Source organism: Glutamicibacter sp. St.4D3, assembly GCF_059728615.1.
In genome coordinates, this window is sequence record NZ_AP039380.1 from 1,379,480 (window position 1) to 1,392,258 (window position 12,779).

The 12,779-nt window shown below is 52.6% G+C and carries 8 protein-coding genes; 5 read left to right on the forward strand and 3 right to left on the reverse strand.

Annotated elements, in window-relative coordinates; all coding sequences use genetic code 11:
• The first annotated feature begins 165 nt into the window (after window positions 1–165).
• Window positions 166–1,764 (forward strand): phosphoglycerate dehydrogenase, encoded by a 1,599-nt coding sequence (gene serA / locus AC6I21_RS06280; protein ID WP_497763244.1) that lies wholly within the window; start codon window positions 166–168, stop codon window positions 1,762–1,764.
• Between the two features lie 526 nt (window positions 1,765–2,290).
• Here serA and AC6I21_RS06285 read toward each other — a convergent pair.
• Complete coding sequence (locus AC6I21_RS06285; protein ID WP_497762827.1) at window positions 2,291–3,598, reverse strand: ISL3 family transposase; 1,308 nt, start codon at window positions 3,596–3,598, stop codon at window positions 2,291–2,293.
• A 43-nt stretch (window positions 3,599–3,641) separates the two neighbouring features.
• Here AC6I21_RS06285 and AC6I21_RS06290 point away from each other — a divergent pair, with 43 nt between their 5' ends.
• From AC6I21_RS06290 to metG, 4 genes are all read left to right on the forward strand, one after another.
• Entirely contained in the window at window positions 3,642–5,078 is a 1,437-nt protein-coding gene (locus AC6I21_RS06290) for a glycosyltransferase (RefSeq protein WP_497763245.1), read from the forward strand.
• Between the two features lie 50 nt (window positions 5,079–5,128).
• Complete coding sequence (locus AC6I21_RS06295; protein WP_497763246.1) at window positions 5,129–7,972, forward strand: bifunctional glycosyltransferase/CDP-glycerol:glycerophosphate glycerophosphotransferase; 2,844 nt, start codon at window positions 5,129–5,131, stop codon at window positions 7,970–7,972.
• An 89-nt stretch (window positions 7,973–8,061) separates the two neighbouring features.
• A complete protein-coding gene (locus AC6I21_RS06300; RefSeq protein WP_497763247.1) occupies window positions 8,062–9,075 on the forward strand; it encodes an NYN domain-containing protein in 1,014 nt (337 codons plus the stop codon).
• Between the two features lie 57 nt (window positions 9,076–9,132).
• Window positions 9,133–10,683 carry a methionine--tRNA ligase gene (metG, locus tag AC6I21_RS06305; protein WP_497763248.1) on the forward strand — a complete coding sequence of 517 codons (1,551 nt, stop codon included), beginning with the start codon at window positions 9,133–9,135 and terminating at the stop codon, window positions 10,681–10,683.
• Window positions 10,684–10,771: 88 nt separating this feature from the next.
• On the opposite strand, the gene AC6I21_RS06310 is transcribed toward metG, so the two are convergent.
• Together AC6I21_RS06310 and AC6I21_RS06315 are read right to left on the reverse strand one after the other, a co-directional pair.
• Window positions 10,772–11,461, reverse strand: coding sequence for a response regulator (locus AC6I21_RS06310; protein WP_497763249.1), 690 nt, complete (start codon window positions 11,459–11,461; stop codon window positions 10,772–10,774).
• 6 nt (window positions 11,462–11,467) lie between these two features.
• Window positions 11,468–12,667: a sensor histidine kinase gene (locus AC6I21_RS06315; RefSeq protein WP_497763250.1), complete on the reverse strand. Its 1,200-nt coding sequence runs from the start codon at window positions 12,665–12,667 to the stop codon at window positions 11,468–11,470.
• Between the last annotated feature and the right edge of the window lie 112 nt (window positions 12,668–12,779).

Consider the following 12,779-nt stretch of genomic DNA (forward strand, 5'->3'; position numbering starts at 1 on the left):
GAGACTAAGTGAAACTTTTCACAAAGTAGGCCAACCGGTGCGTAACATCTGAAAAATCAAGGAAATCGGGGCATCCGAGGCACTACTGTGGATTGCGGAGCCGGTCGCTGTTGACCGTATCCGCGTAAGCATCCAGCCCAATGAAATCGCAAAGGTGCCACCCTCGTGTCTGACAACAAGCCCGTAGTACTTCTGGCCGAACAGCTCTCTCCCGCAACTGTTGCCGCTCTCGGCCCAGACTTTGAAATTCGTCAGACAGACGGGGCGGATCGTGCCCAGCTGCTGGACGCGATAAAGGACGTCGACGCGATCATGGTTCGCTCCGCGACCCAGGTGGACGCCGAAGCCCTGGCCGCAGCCAAGAACCTGAAGGTGGTGGCTCGTGCCGGCGTGGGGTTGGATAACGTGGACATCAAGGCCGCGACCCAGGCTGGCGTGATGGTGGTTAACGCGCCCACTTCCAATATCATTTCCGCTGCTGAACTCACCGTGGGACACATCGTATCGCTGGCGCGCCGGATTCCTGCGGCCAACGCGTCCCTGAAGGGCGGTGCGTGGAAGCGCAGTTCCTTCACAGGGGTGGAGCTTTTCGAGAAGAAGGCTGGCATTATCGGCCTGGGGCGCATTGGTGCCCTGGTGGCGCAGCGCCTGCAGGGTTTCGGCATGGACATCGTTGCTTATGACCCCTACATCACGCCTACGCGAGCCCAGCAACTGGGCGTAACACTGTTGAGCTTGGACGAGCTGCTGGAACAGGCGGACTTCATCACCATCCACATGCCTCGTACTCCGGAAACGATTGGCATGCTCGGCAAAGAAGCCTTCGCCAAGATGAAGAAGAGTGCCTATGTAGTGAATGTCGCCCGCGGTGGACTCGTGGATGAGGATGCACTGTACGAGGCTCTGAAGAACGAGCAGATTGCCGGTGCCGGCATTGACGTCTTCGTCAAGGAACCGAGCACCGACCTGCCGTTCTTTGAGTTTGATAATGTCACCGTCACTCCGCACCTTGGTGCTTCCACCGATGAAGCGCAGGAAAAGGCCGGCGTATCCGTGGCAAAGTCGGTGCGACTGGCCCTTGCCGGAGAATTGGTACCGGATGCGGTTAACGTCGCCGGGGGAGTGATCGACGAAAACGTTCGTCCAGGTATCCCGCTGATTGAGAAGCTTGGACGCATCTTCAACGCTCTCGCCGTTGGCTCTCTCACCAGCATCGATGTTGAGGTTGCTGGAGAAATCGCCTCCCTCGATGTGAAGGCTCTGGAGCTCTCAGCATTGAAGGGCGTGTTCATGGATGTCGTTTCTGAGCAGGTCTCCTATGTCAACGCACCGGTGCTCGCTGAACAGCGCGGCGTAGCAACCCGGCTGATCACGACGGCGGATTCACCAGAATACCGGAACCAGCTGACGATCAAGGGTGCCACCAACGAAGGAGTGCAGCTTTCGGTGTCCGGTACGCTTACTGGCCCGAAGCAGATTGAAAAGCTGGTTGGCATCAACGGGTACGAAATAGAGATCCCTATTTCCGACCACATGATCGTGTTGCGCTACAACGACCGACCTGGAGTAGTACGCAGTCTCGGTAATGTCTTGGGCGAACTGAATATAAACATTGCTGGAATGCAGGTCTCCCGTGACGAAGAACTCGGAGAGGCTTTGGCCGTGATTAATGTTGATTCGAGCCTACCCTCTAAAGCTCTGGATGATATCAGATTAACAATTCAGGCCAGTATCTCTCGCGAAATAGATCTGACGTCCTTGTAGAAAAGGACTTCGCGTGGCTCTGGAGTAACTATTACGTTTTGAACGATAGCTCGGAACCGAGAGACAGTTTTTGGACAAGTATTGATGCCGGATATGGGGTTTCGGCATGGAGAGAGGTGTTACGTGATTTCGACAAGCTAAAGCAGCCTGATGGCTCCGCTGGAGATGTCCGGAGCTTCTTGGATACGCAAAATACGCATCATCCTGTAACATATCAGGGTCGGCGACGGATAGAGGACGTGGACACCACTTGCGGGAGCGAATTGGAATCGCTTGCGGCGTGGACAGGTAACCACAACGGCAACAGCATTGGATCTGAGCGAGGTACACAACCGGATGACACATATCTTTGTTCCTCTCCTTGGAACGTTTAGACCTAACGGAGGCATGACACGCTCAGCTTTGCACAAAGCAGCAAAACTGAGTGAGGCTGGCTTTAAAGTAACCATCGTCACTTTCCGTCATCGGATTGATCAGGAAGAACATATCAAGAGCCTACGAAGTTCTCGGAGAGTTCACCGGCTCTTCACAATCCAGGGTGTAAAACGGGTCTGAACCCGCCGGATTCCAAAAGTGAACGAGCAATATAATTCGCTAGGCTCCGGAACCCCAGAGCACTACCGCGCAGGTGTTCCAACCTGCCGTTGATCGCTTCGGTGGGCCCGTTCGAGGTGCCTGCCCGGTCAAAGTAAGCCAGGATATCCCCGGCCCGGCGTTTCAGGGTGCGGCCCAGGGACGCCAGTTCGGGCAGCCCGGTAGGAATTTTTGCTTTGATCAGCTCTATGACCTGCTCCATCGACCACTTGCCGATACTCTTCTCCTTTTGCCGGTACGCGTCCACGATGCGCTGATAGATGTTCCAGGTGAATTGCACTGGCTCATGCTGCTGATCATCAAATAAGGCATCAAGCCGTTCAATCTGCTTCTCAGTAAGCAAACCATCCCCGGTCAATAGCGTGCGACGCGCCGCATAGAGCGGATCACCCTTGCGGCCGCGGTGACCACGGGTGTCTTGCTGCACCCGTTGACGGCACTTATCCAACGCTTCGGCAGCAAGGCGCACCACATGGAAGGGATCCATCACTTCTACCGCGTCCGGGAGTTCCTCGGCAGCTGCGGTTTTGAAGCCACTGAACCCGTCCATGGCCACCACTTCAATCCCGTCCCGCCATTCTTGGGGCCGGTTCGCGAGCCAGGACTTGAACACGGCCTTGGAGCGGCCTTGCACCATATCCAACAGCCGGGCCGGGCCAGCACCTTCGGTGACCGGAGTCAGGTCAATAATCACGGTGACGTACTTGCCTCCAGCACGGGTGTGGCGCCATACGTGCTCATCCACCCCAATGACTTTCACCCCGTTGAACCGTTCAGGCTTGTTGATCAGCACCCGTTGCCCCTGACCCAACACCGCGTCATTAGCGGTATTCCAGGACACGCCCAACCCCTCAGCAACCCGGGCCATGGACAAGTGCTGACACACGATCCCGGCCAGCGCCCAACCCAACCCGCCACGAGAAATCTTCGCCCGGGGCTCGGCAGCCTGGCTAGTGTCCTGACGCCACACAGTACCGCAGTCAGCACACCGGTACCGGCGCACCCGGATCACCAGCGTGGTCGGCCGCCAGCCGACTGGCTCATGCGCCAGCCGGCGCACCACGGTGCCACGAGACGTTCCCGGCTGCCCGCAGTTACGGCACCACGGATCCGCCTCGGTGACCTTGCACAGGATCTCGGCACGTTCAGGCAACAACCGCTGACCGCAGGCTGTCAGGCCCAGCTCGTCCAGGCGGCAGAACGTGGTCAGATCCGGGGCGGTAAAGGTAGTATGGGACAACGTCGAGGTCTTTCAAGAAGGTTGTGTAGGAACTTCCATTCTTGTGAAGACCTCGACTTTTTACTGCCCTGCGACACGCCCAGAAATCAGATCAACGGCAATGCTGCCCTACACCCTCGATTGCGAAGAGCCAGTTCACCCGAGTACAGAATTCATTAACTTCTACGATGATCTTGAGCAGAAAATGAATGACCTCGTAAGTTCAGAACAACTAACAACTATTCGAGTTCCAGATGCCGACTTGCTTGTTCAAAAGGCCAATAATAGGCTAACAAGATTCTTCAACGCAGATGGTTCCCTGGCTTTTACAGAGCTTATATCTGACAATACGAAAATACCGCATAAATGGCGCCGTTTTTATGATGAAGATCTCAACCTGCTTCGTCTGGAGGAAATTACCGAGGCCAAGAATACCTTTCGTGTCCAGAGATACTATCCGGGTAGGACAGAGCCGTCATCGCGATCAATGATTTCAAGCTTGGGATGCGCCTACATCACGTCCTGGTATGACGCACACGGGGTAGAAAAGACGGTAATTGATCACACCGTGTCTGAAGAATCAAAACAAAGCGCGTATAAATCTACCCAAGAACTCCAATCTTCTTGGTTCAAAGATCTGATCCAACGATACACGAACCCAGTAGTTCTTCTAGATGACCCTTATGTCTTTAATGTCGTTAAACCTGGACTTGAGCTAAATCCACGAAATGTTCTTACCGTACATAATAACACTTTTACCGATCCCGCAAATGAATTAAGTGAAATAAATGCAGAGCATCTTAGCCTTCTGAAAAACGCGAACTTGTTTTCCAAAATCGTAGTATCTACTAACCAGCAAGCGGAAGACCTAAGGACTGTACTGAAAGGAAGGGAAATTCAAGTAATACCGCAACCGGTAGCACCACCACCTTTGGATATTAAAACTAAACACAGTTATCAGTCATTAAGTTTCGTTGGAAGATTGGAACCACAAAAACAAATTCTTGAATTAGTTAACCATTTTCCTCAAGTGTTAGACGTTTATCCTGAGGTCACTCTGAATATTTACGGTCAAGGATCGCAACGCGAAGCGATTGAGGAAACGATTTCTGATTTGCAGCTAGAGAACAATGTGTTTATGCATGGACAAGCTGTTAACGTGGAAGAAATTTTCGCTTCAAGTTACCTTACGCTCTTCCCTTCAAAATTTGAAGGCTTTGGTCTTTCTCTCGCGGAGTCGATGCTGATGCGTACACCAGTAGTGTCTTTTAATTGCAAGTATGGGCCATGCGAAATGATTGATAGTGGAATCAATGGCTATCTAGTCCCTCAAGGCGATTTTGAGGCTTTCAATGCACAATTGATTAAATGCCTAGAGAATCCTGACGAGGTGGAGGAACTAAGAGGACCGGCACGGAATAAGATTAAGAAACTGTGCGACCCGGAAACAATAGCAACCGCTTGGGAACTACTAATTAAAGACGTGGCAACTAGTTCTTGAATGATCTGCTAGTCGTATAATTTTGAAGTTAATTCCGTTTTAAATTCCAGATGTCAGCTGAAGGGGCTGCAGCTGGCCTCTTTTTGACTATCATCCGCTTTCGCTATAGTCTAATTTGTCTTATTTGTAAATTATCGATTTTCAGGGAGAGCAATTCGATGGCTCCGGTTCTCAGCGTCATTGTGGCGGTTTATAATGTTGAACAATTTGTCAGCGCAACGCTCAAATCCTTCGATCGCCAAACTGTTGAACAGTCTCTGATTGAATATGTGTTCGTGGACGATGGCTCGACTGATCGAAGCTTAGATCTAATTACAACCTGGGCTAAAAAACGTGGTAACGTGCGAATACTCCAGCAGGAAAATCAAGGAGCTGGAGCTGCAAGAAAGAGTGCTCTGGAAGTAGTAAGTGGGGATTGGGTAACTGTTGTCGATCCTGACGACATCATCGATCGTCGGTATTTTTCCTCTATCCTTCAGTTTATTGATCGAGACGTCGACCAAGTCGCAGATATGTTGGTGACGAAAGTGCTGGTGCTGAATGGAACGACAGGCCGCGCTTATGATACTCATCCTCTGAGGCATAGATTCAAGAGGGGCACCCGCTTAGTCTCTCTGAGAGAAGAGCCTACATGTATCCAACTAGGTGCGACCGCAGTTTTGCGAGTCTCCCGGCTCAGGCAACATCAGCTTACATATGACACGCGAATCGAACCTACTTTTGAAGACGCTCACCTGTTAGGACGGTATCTTTCCAAGAGCGAGGACCCAATAATCGGAATCGTAGCTGATGCCAAATACTTTTATCGCAAGCGTGCAGATCAGTCGTCGTTAGTGCAGTCCAGCTGGTCGCTGGAGAGTAGGTATTCCACCGTCCTTGAACACGGATATCTCGGCATGCTTTCGAGCGTCAAAGATAATCTTGGTTATGTTCCAACGTGGGCTCAAAATATGGTTTTATACGATCTAATCTGGTACTTCAAAGAGGAAACTAAGCAGCATTCTAAGACTGCTTGGATATCTGGCGAGCTACGTGATAATTTTCTTCGATTGCTATCAGAAGTATTCGACTTGATCGAGATACCGACGATCGAAACGTTTTCCATCAATCCTATTTGGTGGTCCATGCGCCAAACGATTTTAGGGTTCTTCAAGGGAGCATATTCCTCAGCCGATCGTATTATCCAGTGGGGTCCGCATAAATCCGACGGATCAAACCAGTACTGTGTGCTATTCTTTGGAGAAGAGCTCAACGTAGAAGTCCTTGTTGACGGAAAGCGTGTCTTTCCAGCTAATGAGAATTTCACGGTACATTCTTACTTTGGGATTCCTATGATGACCGAGTGGAATTTTGCTGTAGGTGTCCCTGGAACGGTCGAAATTTACGTTAATAGTCTTCCTGCAAAGATTGAAAGGGCGGTCACGAGAGTAGACCCACCAAGGCTGTCAGGGACTTCACGAACGTTAGTAGGCTCGCCGAGCAGAAGCAGTATCGTGAGGAGGCGGGCGGCCTCTCTCGCTCGACGAGGACGTTTAAATCGTATTTATAAGCTAACAGGGGCCGTGTTCCGCAAGGTCAAGCATTTTGAGACTAGACTGGAGGTAGAGGCACTAGCTCTTTCGCAGAGGAAGGCCAAGGTGGTAGTCCGCGCTTCGAAGAGTTTGGTTTCTAAATTGTCGGACGCGAGGTCTGAGGCTAGGGCTAAAGAATACGCGAATACTTTGAGAGAAAAAGCTCTAAGCGCTGCTGCTAGGGAAATATACAGTGATTCTTGGGTAATCATGGATCGCCCATTACGTGCAGATGACAATGGTGAGCATTTATACCGCTACCTCAAAAACGAGCGCAAAGACATTAATGCGTTCTTTCTGCTGAAGCGCGAATCTCCCGATTGGGAGCGTCTGAGTAAGGAGGGATTTCGCCTCGTTGAATATGGCTCGGACGAATCGGTCCTACTTCTGTTGAACGCCCGATATAGAATGTCGTCAGACGCTGTTGCTGAAGTCATGTATCCTATTTCACGGAAATATTTTGATCTCAGTTCTTCTAAGTTCATTTTCCTTCAGCATGGAGTAACTAAAGATGATTTGTCACGTTGGCTTAACCCTAAAAGGTTAGACGGAATAGTATGTTCAACTGTAGGTGAATACGAGTCAATAGTCGGCAAGGAATCACCCTACACTATAAAAAAGGAACAGGTCTTTCTGACGGGGTTCCCTCGGTTTGATCGATTGCACCAGTTAGTTGCTGAACGCTCTGAGGAACCAGATCTGATTCTTGTGATGCCAACTTGGCGGCAATACTTGAGAGATGCTCTTCATAAGTGCGAAGGACCGCAAGATCGAGGAGAACTATTCAACACTTCGGTGTTTGGACTTAATTGGCTGGAATTTCTTCGTTCTACCAAATTACAGGCAGTTGCTAATAAGCACCGTAAAAGGATCGGTTTCATTCCACATCCTGCATTTTCATCTTTTATTCAATACCTAGATGTACCTGAGCACGTGGAAATTTTAGATCCCGCTGTACATGGATTTCAGAATTTATTAGTCCGTTCTGCTATGTTTGTAACTGATTATTCTTCAGTTGCTTTTGACGCTGCTAATATTGATATTCCCATCGTTTATTTTCAATTCGATCCTGAGTCTATGTTCGGTGGAGGGCATAATTTCCGTCGAGGTTATTTTGATTATGAACGCGATGGATTTGGTCCAGTGCGAGATGATGGGATTGAAGTTGTGGAATGCATCTCCGCCGCTCTTAGCCCGGAGCGGTCCTTAGAACAGAATGTTTATCGGCAGCGAGCAAGGGACGCGTTTCCATTTGCGGATGCAAATAACAGTGCCCGTCTGGTCGATACTTTGCTGGGTTCCTCTAACGTGTCCGTCGTGTAGATCAGTGGGGGAGCTGCTGATCGGGTTCATTACTGATATGAAAATATCTGATTTCATTTTGTCCGCGGATTTGTAGGCAGGGTTTATAAATGATGAGTCAGTCGGCTATCTTTATTGATGCAGGTTTTCTTCTCTCGCTAGGGGGACACCGCGCGGCGGGTACCACTCTACGATCCGCATTTACTATTCATTACGAAGCCCTAATCAAGGGGATAGTCCAGACTGTCAAAAAAAATACTGGCCTTAATAATCTGCGCGTCTATTGGTACGACGCATCGAAGGACGGACTGTTTACGGAGCAGCACAAACGCATTGGATTTATTCCCGGTGTAAAGGTTCGCCTAGGCCGTATCTCCTATAACGGCGAGCAAAAGGGCGTGGATCTGCGTCTGGCGCTGGACCTTGTCGGCGTTGCGCGTCATGGCGCCGCATCCGTTGCATATCTGGTTTCAGGAGACGACGATCTCGCCGAAGCGGTAGAAGAGGCCCAGGACCTTGGTATGAAGGTCGTCCTTTTAGGTGTACGGCGTGACGAGAGCCGGTTGGGAGTGGCCTCAGTCGCGGAGCACCTAGCACTAACTGCAGATGCCATTGAGACAATTCCTGACCAACTGTTGGACAGTTCCTTTACGAAGGTTATTGAGTGGGACGATCACCACGCTTCCGAGTCCGCGACCATTGCGGCCGCCCCCACCGAGATCGTCGCATCAGAGCCGAAACCTGCTGCCCCCACCCCGGCGATTATGGCGCAGAGACTGAAGAACGTCAGCCAGGAGCAAGAACGGGAGCAGGTAGGGGAGTCGGAAGTCATCTACTCCAGCGGCGGTGCAAAGTCTGGTTTCCAAGGCAAAGCTGCGTATGAGCAAGAAGAAATGACTGTCGCCCAAGAAATTGGCGCAAACGTCGCTAATTCCTGGCTCGCCAGCACCACGCAACTTGAATTGGTGGAGCTCATGGCCGACCGTCCCCAGCTGCCGCCCGAGATCGATCGGACGCTACTCAAGGACTGTGCCCAGGTTATCGGTGAATGGAAAACCGACCAACAGCAGATCCGCCGTGTCCTGCGCGGAGCATTCTGGAGTTCGCTGGACAAGTACACCTAAGAGCTAGACAACGTCTCTGACTCCTGAACTACCATGCAACTAAGGTAAATTACTAACGTGACTTCGCAGCAGAAACCCTATTACATCACCACCGCAATTTCGTATCCCAACGGCATTCCTCATATTGGTCATGCCTATGAAGTAGTGGCCACCGATGCCATGGCGCGTTTCAAGCGTCTGGATGGATATGACGTCTTCTTCATGACCGGCACCGATGAGCACGGCCAGAAGATGATGCAGACGGCTGAGCGTGAAGGCATCTCACCAGCTCAACTGGCCCAGCGTAATTCCGATGCCTTCCAGGCGATGAATGATGAGCTGGGAATCAGTTACGACCGATTCATCCGCACCTCCGATGCGGATCATCACGCTGCAGCGCAGGAGCTCTGGCGCCGTATGGAAGCCAATGGAGATATCTACCTCGATGCCTACGCGGGTTGGTACTCGGTACGTGATGAAGCCTTTTACACCGAGGAACAAACCGAACTACGTGAAGACGGGGTTCGCTATGCCATTGAAACCGATACCGAGGTCACCTGGACCGAGGAGGAGTCCTACTTCTTCCGCCTCTCCAAATACCAAGATAAGTTGCTCAAGCTTTACGCGGAGCAGGAAGAATTCGGTGCTCCCAAGTCTCGCTTCAATGAAGTGATCCGCTTTGTTGAAGGTGGGCTGACCGACCTTTCGATCTCACGTACAACTTTCGATTGGGGCATCCCGGTTCCCGGTAATGACAAGCACGTCATGTACGTCTGGGTGGATGCGCTGACCAACTACTTGACCGGTGCCGGGTTCCCCGATTTGGATTCCGCGTCATTCAAGAAGTTCTGGCCGGCGGATGTCCATGTCATTGGCAAGGACATTTCTCGCTTCCACGCTATCTACTGGCCTGCTTTTCTGATGTCCGCGAAGCTGGAGTTGCCGAAGCGCATCATGATCCATGGCTTCCTGCACAACAACGGTGTGAAGATGTCAAAGTCACTGGGTAATACCGTCTCCCCGGATGACTTTGTCCAGCAGTACGGGCTCGATCAAGTACGCTACTTCTTCCTACGTGAAGTCCCGTTCGGTGCCGACGGCAGCTACAACCACGAAACGATCGTTGCGAGAATCAACAGCGATCTGGCCAACAACTTCGGAAATCTGGCACAGCGTTCACTGTCCATGGTGGCCAAGAATTGTGGGGGAGCGGTACCGAATCCAGGGGTGTTCAGCGATGCTGACCGAGCCGAATTGGAAGCCGCCGCGGCGCTCTTGGAGGCCACTCGTGACTACTTCGCACGGCAGGAGTTCAGCCGCGCTCTGGAAGCGATCTGGCATGTTCTGGGCGATACCAACGCCTACTTCGCGGAACAAGAACCGTGGAAGCTGAAGAAGACCGACCCGGCGCGCATGGGGACGGTGCTTTACGTGACCCTCGAAGTGGTCCGCCAGGTGGCAATCCTTCTGCAGCCGGTACTGCCCCAAACCATGACGGCCATGCTAGATCTCTTGGCTGTGGGTAGTGGATCTGCCCGCACCTTTGAGAACTTCGACAAGGCGCTCGTTCCGGGGACCGAGTTGCCGGCACCGAGCCCGGTGTTCCCGAGGTACGAAGAGCCCAAGTAAACTCCGCATGCTAAAGATCCAGCCCTGGCACATGTGCCAGGGCTGGATCTTTAGGGACTGCGATTTACATAGCCACGAACCACCACCGTCAGGGAGTAGCCACGCCGGTTTGGTAGGCGAGGACGACAGCTTGAACCCGATCACGCGCTCCGAGCTTAGAGAGAATGTGTCCTACATGGGTCTTCACGGTCGCTTCAGATAGGAAGAGATCTTGCGCGATTTCAGGATTCGATCGTCCGGCGGCGATCATTTCGAAAACTTCGCGCTCGCGTCGGGTTAAGGAATCAACGAGAGCCTGCAAGTTGGCATTCGGCTGCGAATTGCGTTTCAGAATCGGTGCCATGTGGTTTAGCAAGCGTCGGGTGGTGGATGGTGCGATCACGGCATCACCTCGATTCACAGTCCGAATGGACTCCAGAAGTTCTTCCGGAGGGGCATCTTTGAGCAGGAACCCACTGGCGCCGGCCTGAATGGCATTGAGTGCGTACTCGTCCATATCGAAAGTCGTCAGCACGATGACTTTCGGAGCTGCTCCCGGGTACTTTTCTCCGTGGAGCAGGTGTTCTGTGGTCTCTATGCCGTCCATCTCCGGCATTCGTACATCCATGAGGATCACGTCAGCGGTGGGCAACAGCGTTGAGGCCAAGGCTTCCCGGCCATTGGCGGCCTCCGCGATCACTTCCATGTCGTCTTGGGAGTTGATCAGCATTCGAAAGCCGCTACGCACGAGCAGCTGGTCATCAACCAATGCGACTTTGATTTGCTCTGTATCGCCCACGTGTTTTTAGTCCTCCGAGTAAGGGATGAAAACTGAGACCTTGAAACCTCCACCCGGTTTCGGGCCGGCCGCGCATTCCCCATCGTATAGGGCAACCCGCTCGGCCATACCTCGTAACCCCTGTCCGGTACCTTCACTGGATAGGGCTCCGGCACCTCGTCCATCATCTTCAACGCTGATATCCAGGCCTCGTGTTCCCCAGGAGAGGGAAACTTCGGCGCTCGCGCTGGCGCCAGCGTGCTTGACTACGTTCGTCAGAGCCTCCTGCACACAGCGATACCCGGTGAGCTCTGCGCCAGCGGGAAGGGAGCGTCGCGGCGTTCCCTGCAACGCCAAATCCACTTCCAAGCCCGTGCGCCTGACGGTGCCAACCAGGTCAGGGATATCTGCCAGCGTGGGCAGTGGCCGGTTGTCTGCTCCGTGGCCCGTTCGGAGTACTCCGAGCAGACGCCGCATCTCCCGCAACGACGAACGCCCCGTGTCGGCGACGGTTTTCAACGTGTCGATGGCGACCTGCGGATCCTTCGCGGCGGCATAACGTGCGCCATCGGCCTGGGTGATGATGACCGACAGTGAGTGGGCCACGATGTCATGCATTTCACGCGCAATATGGTTTCGTTCATCGGAGGCCGCCAAGTCACGTTCGTACTGGCGTTCCAGTTCCAGCCGCTTGGCGTGGTCGCGCAGGGCATCCATTGTCAGTCTGCGTGTCCTTGCCAAGTCACCAAACGTCCAGGAGACCAGGACAATCAAGGAGAGCCCCACGAAGGATACGAAGGTGTCAAAGGAGAGGGGCTGAGCATAGGGCAGATTGGAGAACATCCGCACAGTTGCTGCCAGCGCGCCGAAGATCCCTATGCCCAGAGTGGTCAGCGACTGCCAGCGCTTGCCGTATTTGGCCATGGTGTAGACGAGGATTGGCACTGAAAATTGCGAGGGCAAAAAGTAGTTGCCGTGCAACAGCTGCAAAAGGTGGCCGACAACGACAACTACGGTGGCTGGCCAGGGAAAACGTCGTCTGACAATCAGCGGCGCCGACTGTAGGAACGCAATCAGAACAACAACGGATGTTCCCACTCCGTAGACCAGGCCGAAGCTGCCGACTACGCAGAAGAGTGTGTAGAAGGACCCGGCAATGGCATCCACGCGATACGGGTTGTCCCGCACCCACTGATCGATGCGCCGGTGAAGACTTAAGAGTTCCAAGAAAAGGTGCCCACTCGTGATTTTCCTACTGTTCCTCTCAGGGTACTGAACAGAAGCAGAACAAACCTCATGCCCAGGGTTGAAAATGAGAGGAGATTACAAATGAGTTCAT

Bases quoted from the DNA above. Each gene is read 5' to 3' on its own strand.
- AC6I21_RS06295 (WP_497763246.1), top strand. From the start codon at position 5,129: ATGTCAGCTGAAGGGGCTGCAGCTGGCCTCTTTTTGACTATCATCCGC.
- AC6I21_RS06300 (WP_497763247.1), top strand. From the start codon at position 8,062: ATGATGAGTCAGTCGGCTATCTTTATTGATGCAGGTTTTCTTCTCTCG.